The 26,413-nt window shown below is 45.6% G+C and carries 28 protein-coding genes; all 28 read right to left on the minus strand.

The annotated features are described in order from the left end of the window. Positions 1-7: 7 nt before the first annotated feature. Positions 8-898 carry a TIM barrel protein gene (locus KVG29_RS06715; protein WP_252227467.1) on the minus strand — a complete coding sequence of 297 codons (891 nt, stop codon included), beginning with the start codon at positions 896-898 and terminating at the stop codon, positions 8-10. Then, a complete protein-coding gene (locus KVG29_RS06720) occupies positions 882-1,430 on the minus strand; it encodes a shikimate kinase (RefSeq protein ID WP_252227468.1) in 549 nt (182 codons plus the stop codon). Before KVG29_RS06720 ends, KVG29_RS06715 begins: the two co-directional genes overlap by 17 nt. Continuing rightward, entirely contained in the window at positions 1,402-1,734 is a 333-nt protein-coding gene (locus tag KVG29_RS06725; RefSeq protein ID WP_338084625.1) for a late competence development ComFB family protein, read from the minus strand. The genes KVG29_RS06720 and KVG29_RS06725 overlap by 29 nt, the downstream gene beginning before the upstream one ends. A gap of 113 nt (positions 1,735-1,847) precedes the next feature. Further along, a complete protein-coding gene (locus tag KVG29_RS06730; protein WP_252227469.1) occupies positions 1,848-2,459 on the minus strand; it encodes a hypothetical protein in 612 nt (203 codons plus the stop codon). Positions 2,460-2,489: 30 nt separating this feature from the next. Next, positions 2,490-3,020 (minus strand): PilN domain-containing protein, encoded by a 531-nt coding sequence (locus KVG29_RS06735; protein ID WP_252227470.1) that lies wholly within the window; start codon positions 3,018-3,020, stop codon positions 2,490-2,492. A 4-nt stretch (positions 3,021-3,024) separates the two neighbouring features. Beyond that, positions 3,025-3,996 carry a type IV pilus biogenesis protein PilM gene (pilM, locus tag KVG29_RS06740; protein WP_252227471.1) on the minus strand — a complete coding sequence of 324 codons (972 nt, stop codon included), beginning with the start codon at positions 3,994-3,996 and terminating at the stop codon, positions 3,025-3,027. Beyond that, positions 3,997-5,319, minus strand: a complete 1,323-nt coding sequence (locus KVG29_RS06745) for a DUF7305 domain-containing protein (RefSeq protein ID WP_252227472.1) — start codon at positions 5,317-5,319, stop codon at positions 3,997-3,999. Between the two features lie 11 nt (positions 5,320-5,330). Next, entirely contained in the window at positions 5,331-5,786 is a 456-nt protein-coding gene (locus KVG29_RS06750; protein ID WP_252227473.1) for a prepilin-type N-terminal cleavage/methylation domain-containing protein, read from the minus strand. Positions 5,787-5,821: 35 nt separating this feature from the next. Beyond that, entirely contained in the window at positions 5,822-6,589 is a 768-nt protein-coding gene (locus KVG29_RS06755; protein WP_252227474.1) for a type IV pilus modification PilV family protein, read from the minus strand. Beyond that, positions 6,586-7,068 (minus strand): prepilin-type N-terminal cleavage/methylation domain-containing protein, encoded by a 483-nt coding sequence (locus KVG29_RS06760; protein ID WP_252227475.1) that lies wholly within the window; start codon positions 7,066-7,068, stop codon positions 6,586-6,588. Before KVG29_RS06760 ends, KVG29_RS06755 begins: the two co-directional genes overlap by 4 nt. Before the next feature lie 7 nt (positions 7,069-7,075). After that, positions 7,076-7,834, minus strand: coding sequence for a prepilin peptidase (locus tag KVG29_RS06765; RefSeq protein ID WP_252227476.1), 759 nt, complete (start codon positions 7,832-7,834; stop codon positions 7,076-7,078). Positions 7,835-8,066: 232 nt separating this feature from the next. Then, a complete protein-coding gene (locus KVG29_RS06770; protein WP_252227477.1) occupies positions 8,067-8,426 on the minus strand; it encodes a type II secretion system protein in 360 nt (119 codons plus the stop codon). 33 nt (positions 8,427-8,459) lie between these two features. Next, a complete protein-coding gene (locus KVG29_RS06775) occupies positions 8,460-9,638 on the minus strand; it encodes a type II secretion system F family protein (RefSeq protein ID WP_252227478.1) in 1,179 nt (392 codons plus the stop codon). Positions 9,639-9,715: 77 nt separating this feature from the next. Continuing rightward, complete coding sequence (locus KVG29_RS06780) at positions 9,716-10,771, minus strand: type IV pilus twitching motility protein PilT (protein ID WP_252227499.1); 1,056 nt, start codon at positions 10,769-10,771, stop codon at positions 9,716-9,718. A gap of 73 nt (positions 10,772-10,844) precedes the next feature. After that, positions 10,845-12,539: a type II secretion system ATPase GspE gene (gene gspE / locus KVG29_RS06785; protein ID WP_252227479.1), complete on the minus strand. Its 1,695-nt coding sequence runs from the start codon at positions 12,537-12,539 to the stop codon at positions 10,845-10,847. 100 nt (positions 12,540-12,639) lie between these two features. After that, complete coding sequence (gene aroE / locus KVG29_RS06790) at positions 12,640-13,497, minus strand: shikimate dehydrogenase (RefSeq protein ID WP_252227480.1); 858 nt, start codon at positions 13,495-13,497, stop codon at positions 12,640-12,642. Continuing rightward, a complete protein-coding gene (locus tag KVG29_RS06795; protein ID WP_252227481.1) occupies positions 13,494-14,018 on the minus strand; it encodes a YqeG family HAD IIIA-type phosphatase in 525 nt (174 codons plus the stop codon). Before KVG29_RS06795 ends, aroE begins: the two co-directional genes overlap by 4 nt. 59 nt (positions 14,019-14,077) lie before the next feature. Then, the gene (gene sigK / locus KVG29_RS06800) at positions 14,078-14,797 is read right to left on the minus strand and encodes an RNA polymerase sporulation sigma factor SigK (protein WP_252227482.1); all 720 of its coding nucleotides are present in this window, start codon (positions 14,795-14,797) and stop codon (positions 14,078-14,080) included. A 150-nt stretch (positions 14,798-14,947) separates the two neighbouring features. After that, on the minus strand, positions 14,948-16,198 hold the full coding sequence (locus KVG29_RS06805) for a peptidase U32 family protein (protein WP_276576435.1): 1,251 nt from the start codon (positions 16,196-16,198) through the stop codon (positions 14,948-14,950). A gap of 180 nt (positions 16,199-16,378) precedes the next feature. Continuing rightward, positions 16,379-17,581 carry an endolytic transglycosylase MltG gene (mltG, locus tag KVG29_RS06810; protein WP_252227483.1) on the minus strand — a complete coding sequence of 401 codons (1,203 nt, stop codon included), beginning with the start codon at positions 17,579-17,581 and terminating at the stop codon, positions 16,379-16,381. A 92-nt stretch (positions 17,582-17,673) separates the two neighbouring features. Further along, positions 17,674-18,156: a QueT transporter family protein gene (locus tag KVG29_RS06815; protein WP_252227484.1), complete on the minus strand. Its 483-nt coding sequence runs from the start codon at positions 18,154-18,156 to the stop codon at positions 17,674-17,676. Next, positions 18,153-18,527 (minus strand): YlbF/YmcA family competence regulator, encoded by a 375-nt coding sequence (locus KVG29_RS06820; RefSeq protein WP_252227485.1) that lies wholly within the window; start codon positions 18,525-18,527, stop codon positions 18,153-18,155. The genes KVG29_RS06815 and KVG29_RS06820 overlap by 4 nt, the downstream gene beginning before the upstream one ends. A 36-nt stretch (positions 18,528-18,563) precedes the next feature. Next, a complete protein-coding gene (locus tag KVG29_RS06825; protein ID WP_252227486.1) occupies positions 18,564-20,225 on the minus strand; it encodes a ribonuclease J in 1,662 nt (553 codons plus the stop codon). Positions 20,226-20,383: 158 nt separating this feature from the next. Further along, positions 20,384-22,810, minus strand: coding sequence for a sugar phosphate nucleotidyltransferase (locus KVG29_RS06830; protein ID WP_252227487.1), 2,427 nt, complete (start codon positions 22,808-22,810; stop codon positions 20,384-20,386). Between the two features lie 160 nt (positions 22,811-22,970). After that, the gene (locus KVG29_RS06835; protein ID WP_252227488.1) at positions 22,971-23,426 is read right to left on the minus strand and encodes a Fur family transcriptional regulator; all 456 of its coding nucleotides are present in this window, start codon (positions 23,424-23,426) and stop codon (positions 22,971-22,973) included. A gap of 25 nt (positions 23,427-23,451) precedes the next feature. Then, entirely contained in the window at positions 23,452-24,183 is a 732-nt protein-coding gene (gene codY, locus KVG29_RS06840) for a GTP-sensing pleiotropic transcriptional regulator CodY (RefSeq protein ID WP_252227489.1), read from the minus strand. 89 nt (positions 24,184-24,272) lie between these two features. Then, entirely contained in the window at positions 24,273-25,658 is a 1,386-nt protein-coding gene (hslU, locus tag KVG29_RS06845; protein WP_252227490.1) for an ATP-dependent protease ATPase subunit HslU, read from the minus strand. 13 nt (positions 25,659-25,671) lie between these two features. Continuing rightward, positions 25,672-26,202, minus strand: coding sequence for an ATP-dependent protease subunit HslV (gene hslV / locus KVG29_RS06850; RefSeq protein ID WP_252227491.1), 531 nt, complete (start codon positions 26,200-26,202; stop codon positions 25,672-25,674). Positions 26,203-26,413 lie beyond the last annotated feature (211 nt).

Below are 26,413 nucleotides of genomic sequence, written 5' to 3' on the forward strand. Positions count from 1 at the left end.
TATATTATCACAAAATACCAACGTTGAATAGATGGATTTTTTGGTCGGTAATCTCTTTAAGCTGCGCAGCATCTTCCGCCATGGTTCCCCTGGATTCACATATTATTATGGGTTTTAAATCAAGTAATACCAGCACCTCGGCCAGCGGTTCAAATTCAGGACCATATTCCGTATCCTTTAAGGTCCAGTGCCTTTTCTCCCCGCCATTTGAATACTCTATCCTGCTGAAGTGGCAGTGAAAGTATCTGGCCCTGTCCTCACTCAAAACCTCTTTTACCCTGTTTATGATATTCAGGTAATCCTCTCGCGACCTGATGCTTCCGCGCCCCATGGCATTTATATGGCCAAAATCCAGCGTAGGTATGAAAGACTCATGAAGCAGACACATCTCAAGTACCTCATCAACCGTCCCAAGCTGGTTTACCTTACCCATAGTCTCGGGACAAAGGTGTATCCCCTCTTCGATAAATTCTCTGGCTTCGTCGATAATCTCCTTAAGAAAGTCAATCGCTATGTCAAGCGCTGCTCTCCTGTCCATCTTTGAGCATGAACCTGGGTGAAAGACCACACGCTTTGCGCCCATCCAGTGCGCCACTCTAAGCGAATCCATTATATACCGCTTGGTTTTCGCCCTTTTATCCTTATCCTTCGTCACTAGATTTATGTAGTAAGGCGCATGGACGCTCAACGCTATGTCCCATTTTCGGGCCTCTTCTCCGATAGCCCTGGCAGTGTCCTCACCGATGTTCACCCCGTGGGTACAGGTATATTCATAGGCTGTAAGGCCCATGTCGTGAAGCCATTTGGGCATGTCCACGCTGGATTTGTACCCCTGCTCATAGAATGAATCAGAATTCCCAGCTGGCCCAAATCTTATAACATCATTCAGTATGCTCATCCCCTCCCTGTGGCTCTATTATAGCGATGATGTCGTCCACCACCTCCTGTGGTGATTTCCCGTCCACAGGTACCACAAAATGGGCTTTATAATAGACGGGACGGCGCATTTCAAGCAGGCTTTTCATTTTCTCCCGTGGATTATCAGAAAAAAGCATTGGTCGGTCTTTCGCAGCTTTAAGCCTTTCCCACAGGGTATTTTCACTGGCATCCAGCGCGATAACGCACCCATTTTCCATTAAAAACGAAAAATTGGCGGGATCCATCACCGCCCCGCCACCGGTTGCAAGCACGATACCGGTTCGGGTAAGAACCTTGCGGATCACCTGCTTTTCCAGCTGGCGAAAGTGCTGTTCCCCATACTTTAAGAATATCTCGGGTATTGAAAGCCCTACTTCTTGCTCGATTACCTGATCAGTATCAACAAAGCGGTATCCGATACGCTGCGCCAGCAGCTTCCCTACCGTGGTCTTGCCGGTGCCCATAAAGCCAATTAATATGATGTTATTGCATTCGCCACTCCTTGCCTCCATTTTTCTCCACAAGCTCCTCGTTATGCCGCGGATTTTTCCTTACCACCTCAATGGCCTTGACAATCGCAATGATGACATCGGTTTCAAACTGCTGCTGAAGCTCGAGCAGCTTTGAATACACCTCGCCCTCGCGAGTAACCACGTATTTGCTTGGAAGCTGATTCAGTGCATAGGCCGCTATATCCATGCGACAGCGCTGGCATCTGCAGCAGTCTGTGCTGGCGATGATGCTATCCAGGTGTTTAAACACCACGTCTTCCATATAATTTTTGGGCCTTGTCAGCTCATTTGAATTCTCCGCCATACCGCTCCAATCCCCTCAAAAACAGTTTGCTGCCACAATTATACCACATATTCATCTGAATTGGCCATATAGAAATCTGAGCCATATGTCCTTGCCATTTCTTCAAAGTAGAGTTATTGCCCGGGCAATTGAAATGGATTGGGCCTACCGTATAAACCATCCATAAAGGGATAGTTCAGCTCTTGTCCAGCCGGCATAGGCTTGAAATAGAACTTGATGGACATATTAACGGTGACGGTACTGCCTCCATCCAGTGCCTGTACCGTTAAAGCCTGAATATGGTTTTTATAAGGAGATTGTTCAAGCTGCCTCAATATATCCTTAAAATCACTGTAACTGGTACTCAAAGTCACGCTGACGGGCATCACAGAAAAATCGGTATACTGCTCTAAATCGCCAAACTCGATATGATCCCTGACTGTGCGTGACGAAAAAATCCGATACAGATGCACCACAAGACCGGGCTGATCATCGGGCGATCGCAGGCTCTCCAGCGTTTCTGATACCCGCTTTGACAGCGTTTCATATTCCCGCTTAAGGCCTGTCAGCTGCTCCTGCTTTGACTTGCTCAGCACAGGTAGGTCCTGGACCGCCTCTATCTCGGCCGACATAACTTCTATATCCCTTATTAGCGGTTGATAAAAATATACATAATATACTGCTACAACCGACACTACGATGAATATCGCAATGAACACCTTTTCCCGTTTCGTAAGCTGTATCAATTTTCGATCACCCTTCTACCGTATTCACCGTCACTTGCGGTCCAAAGGATTGAATTTACAGTTCATGAGAAATAGCTGTCCGCCTTCATCACCATCAATCCTCTTAAGGCTGACGGTTGAAAACAGACCGGTTTTTTTAAGATTTACTATAAATCGAGCAATTTCGACATCGTCGGTTGCGATACCTTCCAGCACCACAGCATCTCCATCATATGAAAGGCTGCGCAAAGCCGCACCCTGCGGTATTGCCTGTTCAAGGAGTGTGAAGACCTCACTCCACTGCCGCCTGGCTATCAAGGGATTGATACCGCTGGCTTTTTCTTTTAGCTCCTCCATGCGTTTAGAAAGTTCGGTATATTCCTTTTCAATTGCTTCATACTCGCCGTTCATCTGCGAGAAATTCGATGCCATAAGATCCAGCTCATGCTTTTCTCTCAAGGGTTCGACGATGCCAAAGTATGAGAATAAAGCGGCAACCGCGGCTGCAACAAATATGAACAATGTAATTCTAATGGTTTTCCTGGGGCGATAGAAATCCTTGAGCAAATTTATATCGTTCATGCTCTCAGCCCTCTCTTATGGCGGTACCTATGGATTTAAAGTAAATGCCTACTGGAAAATCTTGGCCGTTATCATACTCTATCTTGAGCATCTGAGGAGTTACCCTCCTTACATCCGTACCGGTCTGGAATGATAGATATTGACACAGATCCTTTATAAGGCTGCCACCTCCCACAACCCATACCTTCTCAATACGCGAAGTATAGTTTCGGCTGTAATAATAATCGAGTACTTGATTTAAAGCTGCCGCAACTGCATCAAAATTTTCCGCTTCCCAGCTTTTATCTACCGTCCTGGTGACAAAAGGTGCTCCCCTCTCAAACACGGATATGGTCAGTGTACTGTACCCGTAATCCATGATACACACTCCACGACTTGACGATATATCCCCTATCTCGCTTAAAAGCTTTGTTGCCTTCAAATAGGCATTTACATTGATATCGACGTATTCGGGCTTTAATCCAGCCTTTTTAAGAATTCGCATATACCTTGCCACCAGATCCAAAGGAGCCGCCACGCCCAACACTCGCAGCACCGTCCTGCCCTCGTTTCCATCCCTTTTCAGTATCCTGTAGGCGATGGCATATTTATCGGGATCTATTGAAAAGTACTCAGCCATCTCATACTTTATATTTTCCTTTATCTCTTCATCCTTCATCTCCGGAAGCCCTATATCTCTGAAAATGATAGACGAATCCGACAAACACAAGCTCACTTTTTTGGTACTAAACCCATATTGCTTATAGCAATCCTTGATGGCCTGTGCAAGATAAGACTCGCTCTGCCTGTTTCCACCCGATTCGTCATCTATATCCGACGCTTCAATGCAGCCCCATTTCAAAAGCTTTATTTTCTCACCGGAAGTTTCATTTTGCGTAACCTGTACTATTTTGATAAGTCTGGAACCTATATCTACGCCTAAGATGCTGTTGTTTGGTTTTAGCATAAGCATTACCTCACCACGAATAAATATCATCTACTCTTCACCGTAAGAGATAACAGTAAATAATTCCTCACCTGCTCCCAGAGTTTCATAACCCTGTATTGGCATTGGATAGCTATCTTTTACCACACTATCGAAAACCATCTCGGCATTTTGACCTAGGATTACCTTTTCTGCTACAATACTTCCAGTAACCTTGGCATTGTTCCCAATATATACCGTAGCAGAAGGAGCATATATTCCACCTTTAAAAAAGGCATTGTTAGCTACCGTAATTTTATCTCCGCTATATAAAACAATTAGCTCATTTGGCTTTCCATTATTATTTATAACTGCATTATTACCCATGTCAAAATCCCTATCTATATATAACAGCAACCTCCCTGGCCCCTGTAGTTCAATAACAGCATTATTTCCAATAGACATTGTTGTAGTACGGACAACCGTATCGCCATCAAGATAAACAATCAGTTTCCCATTGTTGTTAATTTCTATTCTGTTAAACCTTCCCCCGTCACTAACATATCGCTCATCATTATTCTTGACTATCAAATCACCCTTATCTTCCAAATCAGAAGGCAGCACAATAGGAAGGAGTTGAGTAGTTTCATCGCTCACCTTTATCTGTCCATTTAAAACGCTATTGTTCTTCTTTTCAACCACCTTTGAAGGATTCCCATCCGGACCGATATAAATGTCTCCATTTATTTTGGAATTATTACCTAACAAAACTCCCCCCGATGTGGTTGTATTTGTTGCTATATTCCCGTACACTTCTGCATTATTGTTTACCTCAATTGTACCATTTGAAAACAATGAATAACTAAATATTGTGCTTTGTCTTACATAACGTATCTTTACACTGCCCTTCAACCTTCTGCTTATCTTGCCTACAGTACCTTCAGCTTTAATGGTAAATGTCATGGTATCACCTTGGCGATTTCCGGACGACACACTCACGTAAGCATCAACCTGCCTGTTGAAATCAGCTTTAAATTCAGGCGTGCTAACGGGGAGCCCCTCAGTAAAAGCCCTAAAGAAACTTTCTGCATCATCATAGTTCCTAGAAGTATATAGCTCTTCCATGTGCAGTCTCATGGCTTCAATCTGATGGCGCAGTACACCCTCTGCTATATAATAGGCTGCCTGATAGTCATGCTCTGTCTGATCCATATAATAATTGTTGACTGCAACCGATACAAGGGATACGCCCAAGGTAAAGACTACCATTAGGGTTAATACAGCCAAAATTAAAGCTGAACCGCTTGAAGCTTTATAACAATTCAGACAGTTAAATGATGCAATCGATAAAATATTTTGCAGCTTAAAAGATAGTCTTTTCAGTGTTGCAAACACTAAGCAACCTCCTATCTTCTAAGGAACACTTCAAAAGTAACAGGAAAAAAATTATCCTTTCCAACCTCTCCACCTGAGATTGATACCGTAACCCTTTTTCCGTTCTTATCAACCTCAAACCGAGTAATACCTTCAGCCATGGGATTGAAGCTTGCAGAGCTAGGCCACTCATGATTTACACGCAGTGTGGTACCCTTAAGGTCAAAATACTCATTTCCTATAATGAGAATGTCAGGGCCATCGTCTTTCTTTTCTACTGTTACCTCGTCTTCTGAAGCATTTAAAAGCTTTTTTTGAATATACGAAGCCGCAAGCCTCACATTTTGCTGAATATCGATTCTGTCAATGCTTCTCGCATAACCCTTTACGCTCATCATGTACAGCGAATACCCCATAGATACGACCACTGACAATAACGCCAGCGCTACCAATAGTTCGATAAGAGAATACCCATCGTCCCTAAGCATATTATACGGCTCCTCTCCAGATGACACAGCTCCTTTTAATTTTCTAGTTGGAGTACGCTCTCAAGAACCACTTTGGGCTGTACACCTGTCTCAGTGTCAAACACCCTGATCTGCGCTCGCACCATGGAATAATTTCTATATGCAAAATTGTGATAGCGCTGTTCATTAATACCCAAAACTGTTAATCTGCTTGAATTTTCACTGGTGTCGTACACTTTAGCTTCCATTTCTCTTCCACCGGTATTAAAACTAAACGTCACACGGTAATTACCAGAATAGCCGATCGCGTTGATAACGACCATTATCTTTTTTGTATCGTCGGGAAGCAAACCTTCTATAAAGGACTGCTCTGATCCATATATACCCATGGAATAACTATTGCCTGCTATGGATAAGCTTACAGCAGTGTCTTCCGATATTTTGTTTAGCAAGAGCACATCTTTTCCTTCAGGAGGCACGGCATACAGCATATATCCCGACTCTGCATCGGATTTATCCTTAAGGACTATACTAAACAGGTGGCAATCTTCAGAAATGTATGGTTGGCACAGCGTCTGAATGTAATAGCCAGAACTATCTTGCTCAACTTGTCCGCTGCCTTCATAATATGCAGAAAGGGCGTCCATGGACTGCAACATCTCCATTTTTGTTTGAGCAACAAAAGTAGCCTTTAGCAGCAATTCGGCTTCGTTATTATGCTTAAAAGAGAAGCCATAGGCTGTCAAAAGAGAACCCGCAATAAGCGCTAATATAAATATAGCTACCAGTATTTCTATAAATGTTAGCCCCTCCGATTTTGTCACTCAATTTTCACCCTTCCTGTACCCACCGCCACCCTAATTGTCTTTTTCTTCCCGCTGTTTACATAAAGCTCTATGGTTCCAGTTTGACTTGGAATCCCTGTAGGGGCATAGGTTAAAACTTTTAGCGCAGAATACTCACCGCTGTATGGAGAAGAAAAATTGCACTCAATGACGTTAATCCTCTCATTTAAATATTCCTTTTTATATACTCCTTCAATCGGCATAGGGGTCCTCGGCCTTATCCTGTAATACTTTTCATTAACATGTATCTCAAAACAATAATCCATCCCTCTAGTAATGGCCAGTTGCTGGGTTAGTCGAATCTCCTGCGCAATACGCTGCGCTTCAGCCTCCAGCACCGCCTCTTCTATAGGTGGTTTGATATTGGGAGATACAACAGCCAGAATCATTCCAATGATGCTTATTACTATAATAAACTCTATAAGAGTCAAACCGCTGTTTCCCCACATCTTCATCATCGGTTTATCACCAAAAAGATAATATATACCAGTTTATGATGCTTTCCCCATAAAGCATAGCAATGAACGACCCTATAGCTATAAATGGTCCATAGGGAATGTAATCTCCCCTTCTTTTTATCTTAAAAATCAACAAAAGCAAGCTTACTACTCCTCCGATATATACCGATAATATTAGCGCAAAAACAGTAAGGCGCCAGCCCAGATATAAGCCAATGGTAGCCATAAACTTTATGTCCCCTCCGCCAATTCCTTCCTTACGGAAGACAAAAAGCGAAAAAACAGCCACCAGCAGAAGAGAGCCTGCACCTATAATAAGACCGTATAGCCCGTCTAAAAAATTTATGCTGATCCCCATCAGGTTAAATGCAAGCCCTGTAACGCATCCTATCAATACCAACCCGTCTGGAATTATTTGATGCTCCATATCGATGAAAGCCGCCACTATAAGTATGCAGGTCAGCAATGCGTAGTATATGGCAGCAAGGCCTATACCGTACCGCCTGTATACCAGCCAGATAAGCAGGACTGTCAGGAGCTCTACGGCAGGATAGCGCCATGATATGGGCTGGCCACAGTGCTGACATCTACCCTTTAGAAATACAAAGCTAAATACAGGAACGAGCTCCAGGGGCTTTAATTTTGTACCGCACAGCGTGCATCTAGAACCCGGGTATATTATTGATTCACCGCACGGTATCCTATATATACATACATTAAGAAAGCTACCTATTAAAAGGCCAAGTATTATGATTAGCAGATCCATTTTGTTTCCTCTTTTATAAAAGGGATTATGATGGGGAGAACTTTGCTAAAAGCATCTAATTTATATTAAATTATTAAATTACTAAATTACTAAATTACTAATATCTAACTTTCAGCTTCTCCCCCATCCCAATAGACTGCAAACATACTACATTCATAGTTGTGCTAAAAAGGTAAAGTCATTTTTAACACTTGAGCATTTTTTATTCAGTGCTACCTTATATTTCTTGAACTCAGTCTTGATATGTAAGCTTTCCAGTTTTCTTATCATAAGTTACACCTGTGATCGATTTCAACTCTGGCCATTCATCTAATAATTTAATATATTTGTTTTCTTCACTATCTTGAGTCAAATAAGGTTGCAAGTCAGCAAAATTGTCAACTTGAGGATATTCTCCATATTCAATATAATACATCTCAATTGCCTTTTGTATCATCTCCAAATTTGCCTTATCCACAGCCTTTTCAGCCTCATCAATCCTATTCACCACATTTGGCGTTATAAGCAATGCCAGAACGCCCAGTATGGCTATCACCACAACCAACTCAATAAGAGTAAAACCTTTCTTGTTTTTCCTAAACCTCTTAAACATATTTCTCCTCTCCTTTCAATTTAATAAGTTTATTTAACCCAAAATATTGGTCATTTGGAACATGGGCAAGGCTATGGACAGCACTATGAATGCAACCACGCCGCCCAGCAACACTATAAGCATTGGTTCAAGTAGAGTGGTCAACCTGACTAAGCTGGCCTCCAGCTCGCCTTCGTAAAACTCTGCCGTCTTGAGAAGCATCTCATCCAGCGTTCCCGACTCCTCACCAATTTTCAGCATCTGTATCAACATGAGAGGAAACAGTTTGAGCTGTTCAAGAGGTATTGATATACCTCCTCCCATTCTGGCCATGTCCTGCACCTGCTGCAGCCCTTTCTGCGCTACCTCGTTTCCTACAACTTTCTTGACTATGTCCAATGCCTGGACAAGCGGGATCCCAGTCCTGAGCAGTATACCCAGCGTTGCAGAAAACCGACTTGAAATCACATAGGTTATCACAGTGCCCATTACAGGCATTTTTAGCAAAAATTCATGCCACTTTAAACGTCCTTTACCCCTTGAAAGAACTATATAAAGGATAAAAACCATCAATACGATGCATAACAATACAATCATGCCGTATCTGGTCGCAAAGTCGCTCAAAGACAGAAGCATACGCGTCGGCAGAGGAAGCGCCATATCTCCCCGGTTGAAAATGCTTATGAACGTAGGAACAACAACGGTAAGCAGGAAATACACCACCGCTACCGCTACTATGAGCACTATGACAGGATATGTCATTGCATTTTTTACCTTTTGCCTTAGCTTGTAATCCTTCTCATAGTGTTGTGCCAAGTTGTTTAAAACCACATCCAGCGTTCCGCTGGTTTCGCCGGCTTCAATCATGCTTATAAACAGAGATGGGAAGTACTGGCTTCGACGTACAAGCGCCTCGGTAAGCGTCCTGCCGGTGCGCACCTCGGCATACATCTCGGCAAATAGCCTGCGCAAAACCCTGTTGGATAGCTGTTTCGAGAGTATGTCCAGGCACCTCACTATGGGAATACCCGCCCCAAGCATAGTAGAAAACTGCTTGCACAGCACGGCAATATCCTTTGAGGCAATTTTCGTTCTGATGCTCAAGTCCTTTATATCCTTGACTTGAAGCACCTTTTCTACCTTAATAGGGTAATAATCCCTCTCTCTGAGCAGGCGGTAGACATCCATTCTGGTAGAAGCCTCAAGCGTCCCGCTGGTTGTAGCCCCTTGCATGTTTTTGGCTATGTATTTATACCTGGCAATACTATATCACCCCTTCCTCATAGGAACCCTTAGTTACAGCAACAGCATTAACCGTTTATCAAAGCTTTCATGTGCTCCATATCCACCGAATAAACCAGCGCATCCTCCTTTGATATAACCCCTTTGCTATACAGCTCCAGCAACGCCTGGTCCATTGTCCTCATGCCCAACCTGGCACCCGTCTGAATGACGTTGGTTATCTGATAGGTTTTGCCTTCGCGAATCAGATTGCGTATGGCGGGCGTGACCACCATGACCTCCACAGCTGCTACCCTACCCGAGCCATCTTTCTGCGGAATAAGCTGCTGGCTGATGACCCCTTCCAGCACCGTCGATAGCTGAAACCTGACCTGCTGTTGCTGATGCGGCGGGAAGACGTCTATGATCCTGTCTATGGTCTTGGCCGCTCCGATGGTGTGCAGTGTGGACAGCACCAGATGACCAGTCTCGGCAGCTGTAAGGGCTATGGATATGGTCTCCAGGTCCCGCATCTCTCCTATCAAGATAACATCTGGGTCCTGACGCAATACCGCTCTCAACCCTGCAGCAAAGCTCTTGGTGTCGCTGCCCACCTCCCTCTGATTGACTATGCTTTTTTGGTGTCGATGCAGATACTCTATGGGCTCCTCCAGAGTAATGATATGAACAGCCCTTTCCATGTTTATCTTGTTAACTATTGCAGCCAAAGTGGTGGATTTGCCGCTGCCTGTAGGTCCGGTTACCAATACCAGCCCACTTTTCTTGTAGGCAAACTCCTGTACCACCGGCGGCAATCCCAGTTCCTCAAAGCTGGGAATCCTTGAGTTGACCAACCTTATGGCCAGGCTGCAACTGCCTCTCTGTTTATACGCGTTTACGCGAAACCTGTGCACTCCTGCTATGGAAAGCGAGAAATCAATCTCACCCCTTTCCTGAAAAACCTTCCATTGCTCGTCATTCAAAAGCGCTCTTGCAAACTGCTGGGTTTGATCGGAAGTTAAAGGCTCATCAGATATCCGCATAAGGCTTCCGTTGAGTCGAACGGCAGGAGGCATGCCGACGGATATGTGCACATCGGAGCACTTGAGTTCAACTGCTTTCCTGAGTATGTCGTATATATCCATAAGTCCATGTACCCCTTCCGTGGCGTTTCTAGAAGCTAATGGTACAGATGATGAGGTGCCAAAAACCATTGTGTCAGCCATCCTGGCTATAAGATACGCGTATAACCTCATCAACCGTCGTCAAGCCTTTAAGCATCAGCTTTATGCACTCATCCTTCAAAGTGCTCATTCCCATTTTTATGGACAGATCTCTGATTTCGTCAATTGAGGCCTTTTGTGTTATCAGCTGGCGATGTGCTTTTGACACCACGAGAATCTCATGAGCGGGTATCCGTCCTCTGTACCCAGTATAGTTGCAAGCACTGCACCCTTCCCCTTTGTACAGCGTCATCCCAGACAAGCTATTAAGCCCCAATGCAGCCAGTTGATGGGGTTCAATATCATGGGGAACCCTACAGTTGCTGCACACCCTTCTCAAAAGCCTCTGGGATATAACCCCCACAAGAGAAGCGGATATAAGATAGGGCTCTATGCCCATGTCCATTAACCTAGAAATTGCGCTGACGGCGTCATTGGTATGCAGCGTGCTCAGCACCAGATGCCCGGTAATGGCCGAACGAATAGCAATCTCGGCGGTTTCACTGTCGCGAATCTCTCCAACCATAATTATATCAGGATCCTGGCGAACGATAGAGCGAAGGCCTGTGGCAAAGGTCAAACCCGCTTTTGGGTTAACCTGAATCTGGTTTATCCCCTCCATACGGTATTCCACCGGGTCCTCTATAGTTATGATGTTTACCGATTCATCGTTAAGCTCATTTAGCATGGCATAAAGTGTGGTTGATTTACCGCTGCCGGTTGGGCCTGTAACAAGTATGATGCCGTGTGGATTTTTGAGCAGCTGGTCAAACTTCTCCAGATTCTCCTCTGTAAATCCTAATTTTTCCCTAGAAAGAAGAAAATTGGTTTGATCCAAAATCCTCAAAACTACCTTTTCGCCGTGAATAGTAGGCATGGTAGAGATCCGCACATCTATGTCCCTCTCGGAGACGCGCATATCCACGCGACCATCCTGCGGAAGCCTTCTTTCAGCGATGTCCATATTGCCCATGATCTTTATGCGAGTAACCAAAGCCGGATGGACATATTTGGGTATGGTGAGTATTTTCTGCAGCATCCCATCAATTCGAAATCTAATCCGTGTCTCGTTATCCAGCGGTTCGACGTGGATATCGCTGGCCTCCATGTTGACTGCCTGCTGGATAATGGAATTCACCAGCCTTACCACCGGAGCATTACTGACATCATCATCCAGCGGGCTGTTTTGTACTTCCTGTGCAAGCTGCTCCAGCTTTACCTCTTTTGTGTAATCCTGAACAGCTCGTTCGGCATACTCCATGCTGTACAGCCTGTGCACGGCATTCTTGATGGCTTCACCAAACGAAATGACTGGCACCACATCCATCCTGGATACGCGCTTTACATCATCAATGGCCGCAAAATCCAGCGGATCCTCCATGGCTATGTACAGCTTTCCATCTTCCAGCTTTATAGGGATAAGGGAATGCCTTTTTGCAAGAATGAAGGGGACATATTCGGTAAGCTTTGGGTCCAACGCTACTTTGTTCAAATCGACAAATGGAATGCCCAGCTGTTCCTGTAAAACTTCGGCCATCTTGGCCTCTGAAATCAAATTTTGAGAGATGAGTATTTCACCCAGCTTTTTACCGGTGGACTTTTGCATAGCAAGCGCATTTTTTAGCTGCTCCTGCGTTATTATGCCTTTTTCAAGTAGCAACTCTCCCAGCCTTTTTCTGTAAACCCCCATAAACCGTTCCACCTAAATATTAATAGTAAATAAGTCTCAAAATATAGTAAATCTTCCCTATATATATTTGTACTTAAATTATATACCGCAAATTGTCATTTTACAACAATAATTTATTTTTATCGTTTCTCAAAATGCTGATGGCTTCATCGTAATCCATCTTCACACCGGTCCAAATATCGATTGCTTTTATGGCCTGGCCCACCAGCATATCAAGGCCGTTTATTGTAAGGGACCCGGCCTGCCGCGCCTTTCTCAAAAAAGCGGTTTCAACAGGGTTGTAGATGATATCCACAACGGTCATGCTGGGTGAAAAATCATAATCTTCTATGGGCATGATGTGAGTGTGAGGCCACATGCCCAGCGGCGTGGTGTTAACCACCAGGTCGGGGTGTATATCCCTTATATTCTCTTGAGCAATGCAATTCAAACAAACGCCTGGAAAAAATCGCTCCAGGTGCTTGATGAGTTCAGAAGCCCTTTCCCTAGTCCGATTGTGAATATAAAGCTTCCTTACGCCTTCTTTGAGCAGATATACGCATATTGCCCTTGCCGAGCCACCTGCCCCCAGCACCAGTACAACTTTATCCTTAAGCACTATTCCCCGGCGCTTGAGAGAATCTACAAAACCCATCCCGTCGGTGTTGTAACCTATAAGCTTCCCATTTTCTACTTTCACAGTGTTTACCGCTCCGATAATTGCAGCTTCGGTATCTAGCGCATCCAAAAACCAGATGATTCTTTCTTTATGCGGAATGGTCACATTAAACCCTCTGAATGACAGCGTTTTGAGCGCCTCTACCGCCCTGGCAATATCATCAGGGGCGATATCGAAGGCCAGGTACACATAATCAAGCCCATATTTTTCGTACAGGGCATTGTGCAGTTTGGGCGACAGCGAATGCTCTACCGGATGGCCGATGAGCCCCACCAGCTTTGTGTGCGGAGATATGTTCATGGCTTCCTCCTCTTTGCAACAGTTTTTTCCAGAAACCTCATGACCCTGGTTCCTATAAACTCCTTCTTTGATATAGGCTCAACCAGAATGGTGTAGAGGTTGAGCCTGTTTCCCCCAAGGATATCGGTAAAAATCTGATCGCCTATTACTGCGGTATTATGTTGATTGCCATCTAACTTCACCATAGCACTTTTAAAAGCCCGAGACAGGGGCTTGCCTCTTTTGGGAGCGACCAGCATTCCGAATTTTGAGGCAAAATAGCGTATTCTTTTGAAGCTGCTGTTAGATACAATGCAGAACTTAAAACCCATCTCGTGGCCGGCCTTAACCCACTGATAAACCTCAGGAATAATCTGGTCTTCGCCCCAGGGAATCAGAGTATTATCCAGGTCTATGATTATATTGAAAATTCCCCGTCTTATTAACTCCTCCAGCCTTACATTGCAAACACACTCTACCATCTGATCAGGTTTAAGCCTTCTAAACATCCCAATCCCTTCTAAAATAGTATCATGGCCCATATATCCGATAGCAAAACCGTACTTTATAATGTAATATTAATAAAAAAGTTAAAAGGCTGTCAACTTGAATGACAGCCCCCAACACCAAATTCCTTGCTCAGTTTCGATAAAGCCCTTTTCTCAATCCTGGATACGTACGACCTTGAAATGCCTAGCATCTGGGCTATTTCCCTCTGCGTTCTGTGTTTACCGTTGAGCAGGCCATATCTCATTTCAATGACCATTCTCTCTCTCTTTTTCAATACCGCATTCATCTTCTTGTACAGGTTTCTGATCTGCATTTTTAGTTCAACCTCGTCTATCACCGAATCAGGATCAGTACCCAGGACATCCATAAGCGATATTTCATTTCCCTCTTTGTCCATGCCTATGGGTTCTTGAAGCGATACCTCTCCCTTTGTCTTTTTATCCGCACGGATAGCCATAAGAATTTCGTTTTCAATGCAGCGGGCTGCATAGGTGGCAAGCCTGGTCTTCTTGCTTGAATCGAAAGTGGATATGGCTTTTATGAGTCCAATGGTTCCTATCGAGATGAGGTCATCCACATCCTTGCTAGAATTGCTGTATTTCTTTACAATATGCGCTACCAATCTGAGATTGTGTTCTATGAGAATATTTCTGGCCTTCTCATCTCCATCTTCCATAAATTTTTTCAGATAATATTCCTCTTCCTCAGGGCTTAATGGCCGGGGAAAAGAACCGCCACCCGATATGTGGGATACAAGCAGATAGGCATAACGTAACAGATAAAGTAGACCCCCAATGAGGGATAACACCATATAACACCCCCTGAAATGCAGTTACACCCTCCAGAGAAAACAGGTCACCTTATATAATATGTAACTGCAACGGGGAATGTGCTTGTATCTTTTCTGACCGCCCAGCAACTTTTTATCGTTTCGCCTGCATTTATACAGGATGACAATACTTTATGCCTCTTTATGTTCCTTTTTTCTCCTCAGCATGGAATACCTCTCAAGCCGATACGACATGGGAATATACACCTTCTGCTGGGGATGCGGAGCGCTATCTATAGGCTGCCCATCAATATCAAATATTTGATCAATGGTATAGCTTAATGGTTCCCCATGAGGGCGGAGAATTTCAGCCTTATCCCCCTTTTTGAAGGGATTGCGCTGTTCAACCAGAGCCATACTCCTCTGTTCATCATAACCCAGCACCAGCCCTACAAAGTCGTATTCCCTGATGTAATGGCTGCTTGAATACTCTTGCGCATCGGATGAAGGTTTGCCAAAATAAAACCCTGTAGTAAAGGGACGATGGCTGGCCTTTTTCACCTCTTCAAGAGCCTGCGGATCAAAGCGATAACCTTCTGGGTCTCTCTTGTATTTATCCAGTTCTTGGCGATAAGCCTTTACAGTAACGGCGACATAATAGCTGCTCTTCATCCTTCCTTCAATTTTAAAGCCATCAACCCCTGCATCTATCAGTTCTCGGATGTGGCCCAGCATGCACAGGTCCTTAGAGTTGAGTATATAAGTCCCTCTCTCATCCTCCATAACCGGCAAGTACTCCCCCGGCCTTTTCTCCTCCATAAGGTAATACTTCCAACGGCACGGGTGGGCACACGTTCCTCTGTTCGAATCCCTCCCGGCAAGGTAGTTGCTGATCAAACATCTGCCGGAGTAGGAAATGCACATGGCGCCGTGAACGAATACCTCCAGCTCAAGGGTATCGGGAATTTTATCCCTTATTTCCTTTATTTCATCTAGACTGAGCTCCCTCGCCATTATTATTCTCTTTACCCCCTGCTTATGCCAGAAAACAGCGCTCCGCCAGTTTGTGGTATTTGCCTGCGTGCTCAGGTGTATCGCCATGTCAGGCGCTACGTCCTTTACTATGGACAAGATCCCCGGATCCGAGACTATAACCGCATCCACCCCAACATCTGCAAGGAAGCGAATGTAATCATCAATGCCGTTTAAATCTTCGTTGTGAGCAAATATGTTCAATGCGACATATACCCTGCGCCCATATCTATGGGCATATTCCACGCCTTCCCTTATTTCATCCCGTTCAAAATTGTCGGCAAATGCTCTCAGGCTGAACCTTTTACCGCCTATATACACGGCATCGGCACCATACGCCACCGCAATCTTTAACCTTTCCAGGTCACCTGCCGGTGCCAAAAGCTCGGGTATTTTCACCTTGGTTCCCATCCTTTCTTAAAATGACAAATTCTTGTGCAAAATCCCAATCAGCTCCTGCTTTGCAAAAAACAAAAATCCCGTCTTGATGCACAGCTTCTCAAGCAAGAGCACATACGAATTGGTCTTTCCATAAATTAATACCTCAAATTAACAGAGCCCACTCATTAGAGTGAGCTCCATATACTCGCGCTATTCCTGATTTTGATTCTGGCTTTCCTTCCACCGCCTCTCATACTTCTGTTTAGCTTTAGCATGCTCCTCCGCCGTGTAACTAAACTCGTGCCGGTTATCTCCGGCGTACACAAAGAACAGCACGGGCTTTTCGGGATTCATGAACTCCTCCTCTGGATACAGCACCGCTTCTACAGCCAGCTGCCCTGGTGAAGCGATGGGCCCCACAGGCAACCCCTTGTGCTTATATGTGTTGTAAGGCGAGTCTACTGATATCTCCTCATTAGTCAGGAATGGCTTCCTTTCGGAACTTCCCAGAGCATACTGCACCGTCGCGCAGGACTGAAGGGGCATATCGATATTCAACCTGTTGTGAAACACCGCAGAGATCTTATAGAATTCATCCTTTACAGCGGCCTCTTCCTGAACTACGGAAGCCAGAGTGATGACCTGATCCAGAGTCATCCCCAGCTCCTCTATCCTTGTAAGAAGAGGGACGTTTCGAAATTCGGCAAAATACACTTTCCTTTCAAAGGTCGACAGCATCTTTCTTATGATATCGTCGGGGGTAGAGTCAACATAGACTATATAGGTGTCGGGGAACAAGTAACCCTCCAGAGGATATTCCCCGCTTCTTCTGGCCTCGGGTATCTCATACAAGAAGGTATAATCTTCTGCAAACTTATCAAACTGCTTAGCGGCATCAATGAACTGCTCGGCCGTAAATTGAAAAACCTTTTGGCCGTCCTTCTCAAAATTCTGCAGGTAATTTGCTATATCGCGTATGCTAAACCCTTCTGGAATGGTAACCTTGACTGTGTCCACCGCCGCCTCGCCTGTTATCAGCTCATCCAGAATCTGCTGAGGGGTCATGCTCCTGGAAAGCATATACCGTCCCGCTTTGAGTTTTGAGGCCTTATCGGTAAGCTCAACGTAAAATCTAAAAACCCCGGTATTGCGAATTAGGCCCTTCTCATGGAGTATTTCAGCAATGCCACGGACAGAAGTCCCCATTGGTATATCCACTGTTACACTAGTCTTGTCCTTAACATCCACCGGTTCAAACAACAACAGCTGAACTTGGCGTACTGCCCACAAAACAGTACCTATTACTATCCCCAGGCTGATGAAATATATCAATAAATTCCTCAAAAGGTATTTTACAAAAGGATGCATACCCTTTTTGTTCTTTTGGTCTCGGGTAACCGCAATTTGAGACATCTTCCAACCTCCACCTGTATTGTCATCTTAATTATATAGGTTTATATATCTTTTGACAAGGTGGAGGAGGTTAATAAAATATTAAAATTGTGTTAATCTTTGATAGGAAACCTGCTCATTATTCTTTGATAGAGCGACAATACGGGAAGGCCCAGCACACCTATTACGACAAGCTGCCCCAATCCCACCTGCAGGGCAACCAGCCAGTAGGGCAGTCCAACGGCTGGCGCCAGATAAATGGGTACACCGATGGCATTCAAAACTATAGGGGGCAGCAAAGCCACATAGCGGTTGGGCGCTTTATGCGTCAGGTATGCCGATATCAACGTGATGGAGCTGCCACCCAAAATATCCACCAATCCCAATGGGCTGCCCAGATTGGCAAACAGGCACCCCAGTGCAACTCCAGGGATGGCAGCCACATCCGCAAACGGAAGCACCGTCAAAGCCTCGGCTATCCTGAATTGAACGGGCCCATAGGATATCCCCTGAAGGGCTAACGTCAATACCGTATATACGGCTGCAATGATACCCGCCCTTGCAATAAAATGAGCAGAAATTTTAAACCGCTTCACTTCTCTTTATCCCCTTCTTTCTCATCTTCCCGCATAAAATCCAGGTCCATATCCACAGCTTCGCTCAATATCTTGTATATATCCGACATAAGCGTATTCAAACGATACTCGGCCTGCAAAAAATTGCTTATATCGGGTGAGTGCTGTATGAGCTCCGAAAGCTTCTTGAACCTATCGAGCTCCTGCTCATCGGGCTGCTTGCCGCTCAAAAATACTGCCTGCAGCTGAAACTGCCGTTTTTTAAAGTCCTTCAGCATCTTTTTATTCGCTTCATCCTGATAAATCTTTTCCTTTGCGGCCTTGTAGTCCCTGTACTCCTTGCTTGCCGAAAGCGCCCTGGCCAATTCATGCGCCTTATCGTATACATTCATGTCAACACCCTCCCATCCTCATGGATTATAAAATCCTCATATCTCCATGATGATAGGCAGTATCATCGGATTTCTCTTGGTTTTCTCATAAAGGAAATTCCTCAGCTCATCCCTTATATTGGTTTTCAAAGTAGCCCAATCGGTGATGTTCTGCTGCTCGCATTTGTCCAGCGTCTCTTTCACCACCTGCCGTGCCTGCTCTATAAGCCCCTCAGATTCCCTCACGTAGACAAAACCTCTGGATATGATGTCAGGCCCAGCAATGACGCCGCCGGTCTCCCTTGAAATGGTGACCACCACAACGATAAGGCCATCCTGTGACAGGTGTTTTCTGTCGCGCAAAACGATATTGCCTACATCTCCAACGCCCAATCCATCCACCAATACCCTCCCTGCAGTGACCGTTCCCGCCACTCTGCAGGAGTTATGGGTAAGCTCAAGCACAGTGCCTATATCCACCAGGAATATGTTATCTCCAGGCATACCAAGAGACTCTGCCAACAGCGCATGCTGCTTTAGGTGACGAAATTCGCCGTGCACCGGGATAAAGAACTTGGGCTTCACCAAGGTATGTATCAACTTGAGCTCCTCCTGGCAGGCATGACCTGACACGTGGACATCGGCCAGAGACTCATATATGACATTGGCTCCTCTTTGAAACAGCTGGTTTATCACCTTATACACCAGCTTTTCATTGCCGGGTATGGGCGTTGCCGATATTATGACCAGGTCCCCAGGTATGATTTCCAGCTTTTTATGCTCGGCAGCAGCCATACGCGTCAATGCAGACATGGGCTCACCCTGGGTACCGGTAGTAATTATAACCACTTTATCGTTGGGATAGCTGTCAACCTTGTCCACTTCTATAAACGTCTTTTTAGGTATATTGAGGTAGCCCAGCTCCATAGCGACTGCTACCACGTTGGCCATGCTACGGCCAGATATACACACCTTTCGCCCGTACTTGATAGCCGCGTTGACGATCTGCTGAATCCTGTGTATGTTGGACGCAAAAGTAGCCACTATGATCCTGCCCGGTGCGTCGGCAAAGATGGACTCAAAGGTCTGACCCACCGTCTTTTCGGACATGGTATAGCCTGGCCTTTCCACATTTGTGCTGTCAGCCAGGAGGGCAAGTACACCTTTTTTGCCCAATAAGGCAAACTTGGCTAAATCTATGACCTGGCCATCTATTGGAGTATAGTCTATCTTAAAGTCGCCGGTATGTACCACCACCCCCACCGGGGTATGTATGGCCAGAGCTACCGAATCAGCTATGCTGTGGCTGGTCTTGATAAACTCCACGGTGAAAGCGCCCAGCTTTAACGTATCATTGGCCTTGACCGTCTGAAAAATCGCCTTATTGATGCCGTGTTCCTTTAGCTTAATATCAACCAGCCCAAGGGTTAAACGGGTACCGTAAACCGGAACGTTCATCTCTCTGAGCACATAGGGCAATGCACCAATGTGGTCCTCATGCCCGTGCGTGAGAATAAAACCTCTTACTTTGTCCTTATTTTTCAATAAATAGGATATATCGGGTATGACAAGATCGACGCCCAGCATATCATCTTCAGGGAAGCTGACCCCGCAGTCCACAACTATGATATCATTGCCGTACTCAAAAACAGTCATGTTTTTGCCTATCTCGTTTACCCCACCCAGTGGTATAATCTTCAGTAGATTCTTTGACGCCACAAATACCCTTTATCCTCCTTCAATTTTTATATTTTTTACCGAACATTGCTATCATAATTTCAATTATACAGTATTTACATTGGCTGTGCAACTCAAAAAAGGAGGAAGCCAACTCTGGGGATGAGTCAGCTTCCTATTCATTGAGCTCATGTTGTCCATCATTGCTTTTTGGCGCAGTTGATCTTGTCCTCATAAAACTTTGTCAATTCTTCAGCGTATTCCTCCGACACACCTTCGCTGTAAATCCTACACACTGCTTCTTCAGAATCTGGCAGCACCAGAGCCCAGCCGTTCTTGTGATGCACCTTTACCCCCTCAAAGAGCTCAACCACGTTGTTCCCTTTGGTCTCTTCCTGTATAAGCCAGCGCATCACTTTTCCCTTCTCCTCCCATGGGCATTCTATGACCTTTTCTTTCATATAAAATCTTGGTATGGCACTGGTAAGCTCGGACAACATCTTGTGCTCTTTAGCTAAAACCTCCAGGAGTTTGAGCAGCATGGCAATAGCATCGGCGTACAGCAAAAATACCCCGCTGCCATTCCCTTCCCGCTTTATTACCTCGTTCATTAGGGCATACCGGCTTGTCTTGGTGCGTATGACCTTTCCTTGAAGCGACTGTACCATTGTTTCAATGGCGGTAGGAGCTGTATAAGGCACTACCACTTCTTTCTTATCGTTTGCGTTTAAACACAAAAAAACCCTTAAAGCACCGCACATCTCTCGTGAGACCCGCTTGCCCTTCTCGTCATACAGTTCCAGCTCTTCACCGTTGCTGTCCACATGGCATGCCAGGCTATACTGTCCCCGCTCCGCTTTTTCAAGTTCAAGTGGTATGTCATCCTTGGCTATATGAAGCTCACAACCCACATCGCTGAATATGGTCTCGGCAATTGAGGCAACCAGTCTGCTAGGAGTGGAAAATAGCACCTTGAAGCCGTAATTCCTTATGACATCCGCATCCACCAATTTTTCGAGGGCCTTGGCGTAAAACAGTGGAACGTTGAAGAAGTTTTGCACTTTAGGTATTTTATCTGCTGCAACCCTTTGGAAATCCTCCCTCACAAATGCATTCTCAATCTGGCGCTCAAAAGCTGGCGAAAAGTTGCCCCCGTCCCTGTCGATAAAATGAATGCCCACATTGCCATCCACCTTCTTGTCTTCAAAGACGTGTATCCCTCCCTCCAAGCCGAAATATGGTACCATATACCTCAAAATGGGGGTTGTGAGCATTCCCAGGTCCAGCACCTCTACTCCCGAAGACAACAAACCAGATATTATGCCGTATTTTAACATGGCACTGCCGGTATTATCATCGCAGCTTATCGCCACACGCTTGTTGGGCTTAAGCTCAGCTCCCAGAGCCGCACCCAACCGCACAGCAAAGCGCGGGTCCAGATCTACGTTGAGCTTTCCCGTTATGCCGTTTTTCCCGAACAAGGTCTTGCTGAATCGCGTACCCCATATCACATTGGACTGTACCGTAGTTCCATGCTCGATTACCTTCTCTGGCCATATCTTCACGTCAGGCTTGACGCTAACCCTGGGCTTTAAAGTACAACCATTGCCAACTACTGCCCCTTCGTATATCGATACCCTTTCCCTTATGTCTACCTTGTTGCACACGGCAGCACCGCGTATCTCAACGCACCTGCTCAAGGTATTGTAATCCCACAGCACGCTCCTCTTTATGCTGGTATGGGGCCCGATGTCATTATAGCGTCCGATCACAGTAAACGGCCCAACGTAAGCCCCTTCTCTAATACGGGTGTAGTCTCCGATATAGCAGGGGCCTTCCAGCCTGGCCTCAGGAGCTATATCAACATTTTCTCCCACCCATATATTCTCGCCTATCTTCTGGCCGGGTATAGGGAATCTAACCTTGCCAGACAGCATATCGTAATGGGCCTGAAGATAGGTTTGAAGGTTTCCTATATCGCACCAGTACTCGTCGGTTATATAACCATACATAGGCTTGCCTTTTTCAAGAAGCAGTGGAAACAGGTCCTGGCTGAAGTCAAACTTTTGCCCCGCCTTGAAATAGGTAAGGACCTCAGGCTCTAAAATGTATATCCCGGTATTTACGGTATCGCTGAAGACTTCACTCCAGTTGGGTTTTTCTAGAAAGCGAGTGACTGCTCCGCTCTCATCGATGATCACCACGCCGTATTCCAAAGGCACTTGCACCTTCTTGAGGACAAGGGTGGCTATGGCCTTTTTCTCCCTATGGAAGTTTATTGCCTTACTTATGTTAATATCGGTCAGGGCGTCTCCGCTGATCACGACAAAGGTTTCATCCAAAAATTTTTCAGCATTTTTTACGCTGCCTGCTGTCCCAAGCGGAGTTTCTTCCACAAAATAATGGAGCTTGACCCCAAACGTAGAACCATCTTGAAAATAATCCTCTATTACCTGCGGAAGATATTGAAGGGTTATCCCTATATCTTTAATGCCATATTTTTTTAACAGCTCTATGCTGTATGTCATGACAGGCTTGGCCATCACAGGTACCATCGGTTTGGGCAAATCACAGGTGAGAGGTCGCAGGCGAGAGCCAGAGCCTCCAGCCATAATAATCCCTTTCACCGTATCATCCTTTCTAGCTATTGTCAAACAGTGCTGTGTAGAAGCGTATTTTTAGTATGCGTATTAGCCGAACGGCTTATTCAAACCCTTAAACTGGAAAATCGCTTTTGCAACATCTGGCCGGGCTCCAACTATAATCCAAAAATGGCAAAGGCTCCATTTAAACGGAGCCTTCATCATGCCTGCATTTTGAACAATAACCAAAAAATTTCACGTTGTGATTGACAATCTTAAATCTATGCTTTTCCTCGATTTTCTCCTCCAGCGAATCCAGCAGGTCTTCTTCTACCTCTATCACTTGACCACAGCTTAAACACACAAGGTGATGATGGTGGTGATCGTCGTTCATGGTACTCAGCTCATAGCGATTTTTGCCATCATCAAAGTTGTGCTTATAGAGTATTCCCAGCTCCTCGAACAAGAGCATGGTACGGTATACGGTAGCCAAACCGATTTCAGGGCATATCTTCTTCACATTAAAGTAGATCTCCTCTGTGCTCATGTGCTTGCCCTTGTTATTCATGATCACCTCAAGGGTAGCCCTGCGTTGCGGAGTCAATTTATATCCTTTTTCCTTAAGAATTTCTTTGATCCTGTTCATATCGTCGTTGGACATAAATTCACTTCTTTCTTAAAGTTATTTATGCCTTATGTAGCTGCGATAAGAACTTGTCGTTGAGCACCTTGATATAAGTGCCCTTCATCCCCAACGACCGGGATTCGATTATTCCGGCACTTTCAAGTTTCCTCAAGGCGTTTACTATGACAGAGCGCGTAATCCCCGCCCGGTCAGCTATCCTGCTGGTCACCAGCAGGCCCTCAGTACCATCCAGCTCCTTGAATACCTGCTCCACAGCTTCGCGTTCGGAGTAGGAAAGGGTGCCTATGGCCATTTCGGCCATCGACCTCTTTCGCACCTCCTCCGCCATATGCTCCATCTTCAAGCGCATTATCTCCAACCCGACCACGGTAGCGCCGTACTCGGCCAGCACCAGGTCATCATCCACAAATTCTTTGAGGTCGGGACGCCGGAAAATAAGAGTTCCCAACCTCTTGCCCCTGCAGTATATCGGAACAATGGTGAGCTTTTGTTTGCCTTCCTGAGTATCCTCCACAACATTTGCCATGGTGCTGCGAATCCACAGTAAGCTGTTATTGTAATCAGCCGAAACATGCATCCTCTGGGCAGTGTTCTCACCTGAACGCGCAGGTGCACAACCTATAACACGGCCACCCTCATCCAGCAGCAGTACGCTGCTTTCAAGCAGCTCGCTCAGCATCTCACATAAATACGTCAAATCTATCCCACAGGCCTCGCTGCTCTGAAATATCTGATTGAATCTTCTTATTCGCTCCAGCAAACTATCTGACATATCTAGCCCCACTTTCTGCCGAATAAGTAAATGCCGCCTCACAAAATCCTTTTCCCCTTACAAAGCCTTGCCACACAGCAATAAGGCATCTACAGTATGAACTTGTGAAGGTCATTCTGCTTTACTATATCCTGGAGTCGGTTTCTCACGTATTCCCTGTCTATCACAACCTTTTGCCCCGCCAGGCTATCTGCGTTAAAGGATATATCCTCCATCAACTTTTCAACCACGGTATACAGACGCCGTGCGCCTATGTTCTCGCTGGTCTGATTCATTATATAGGCGATGTCGGCTATCTCGTCGATGGCATCCTCAGTAAATTCAAGTTCCACACCCTCTACTTTGAGAAGCGCGATCTGCTGCTTGATGATGGCATTCTCGGTCTGAGTGAGTATGCGCTTGAAATCCTCTTTTGTCAAAGCTTCCAGTTCCACCCTTATGGGGAAGCGGCCCTGCAGCTCGGGTATGAGGTCGGACACCTTGGATACATGGAAGGCTCCAGCCGCAATAAACAGTATGTGGTCAGTCTTCACCGGGCCATATTTGGTCATCACCGTGGTACCCTCTACAATCGGCAGTATATCCCTCTGCACCCCTTCACGGGAGACATCGGGGCCTACCCCGGTCTCACGCCCGGCGATCTTGTCGATCTCATCGATGAATATTATCCCGTGCTGTTCTACAGCCTGAATGGCCTCCTCCACAACCTCGTCCATGTCAACTAGCTTTTGCGCCTCTTCCTGTTCAAATATACGCCGTGCCTCTCGGACGGTGGTCTTTTTCTTCTTACGCTTTTTGGGAAACAGATTGCCGAATACATCCTGTATCTGTATGAGCACCTCTTCATTGCCCATACCGGGAATGAATCCGAAACTGGCAAACGTGGAGTCCTCCACTTCGATCTCTATAGGGCTATCCTCCAGAGCACCGCTGCGCAACTTTTCCCTCAGCCTTTCTCTGGTGTGCGCCATGGAATCGTCGGCCTCTTCATGCTCCTCAACCGTTGGATGATCCACTGGAAACAGCATGCCCAGTGGATTCTGGGCCCTCTTCCTTTTAGGAGGGAGGAGTATGTCCAGTATGCGATTCTCGGCGGCCTGAGCCGCCCTTTCCTTAACCATTTCCATTTTCTGGTTTTTGACCATGCGGATGGCCTCTTCAACTAGGTCTCTAACCATCGATTCCACGTCTCGGCCCACATACCCTACCTCGGTGTATTTAGTAGCTTCCACCTTTATGAAGGGCGCATTCACAAGCCTGGCCAAACGCCGCGCAATTTCCGTTTTACCCACACCGGTAGGCCCCATCAGGATTATGTTCTTCGGCGTGATCTCGTCCCTCAATTTTGGGTCGAGTTTGCTCCGGCGATACCGGTTCCTCAAAGCTATGGCAACAGCCTTTTTGGCCTTGCCCTGCCCGATTATGTACTTGTCAAGCTGCTCGACTATCTCTCTCGGAGTGTAATATTCAGCCAACGGTCTCCCCCTCCTATACCTCTTCTACATAGATATTGTCGTTGGTGTAAACGCAAATCGAAGAAGCGATCTCCAGCGACTTCCTGACTATCTCCACCGGCTCAAGCTGGGTATTGTTGACAAGCGCTCTGGCAGCTGCTAAAGCATAATTACCCCCCGACCCTATGGCAGCAATTTGATCGTCGGGCTCGATGACCTCACCGGTACCTGAAATTATGAGCAAATCCTTTGAATCTATGGCAATCAGCATTGCATCGAGCTTCCTTAGCACTTTATCGGCACGCCACTCTTTGGCCAGTTCTACGGCCGCTCTCTGCAAGTTACCAGAATACTCCTCCAGCTTGGTTTCGAACTTCTCGCTCAATGTAAACGCGTCTGCCACTGATCCGGCAAATCCCACCACTACCCTGTTGTGGTACAACCTGCGTATCTTGCGCGCACCTTGCTTCATGATGGTGCTCTGTCCCAGCGTTACCTGGCCATCGCCGCCAATGGCGCCTTTGTCGCCTCTTCGCACTGCGATAATTGTAGTCCCTCTAAGCATAACAACAGCTTCCCCTTCCCTCTTTACTAAACATACAAATATTATCATAATTTTTCAAAAATTTCAATGTATTCTGACAGAATCCAGAAATTTCGCATCTAATTTCCAGTGTAAATTTTTTTGAATATGGAATTAATGTTTTTCCATTTTGTTACAATTTTGGAATTTGAAAAGCCCATAAACTCCGGTTTTTAGGTATACTTCCCCCCTC

The sequence above is a fragment of the Caldicoprobacter algeriensis genome (assembly GCF_023838525.1).
Lineage (GTDB): Bacteria > Bacillota > Clostridia > Caldicoprobacterales > Caldicoprobacteraceae > Caldicoprobacter > Caldicoprobacter algeriensis.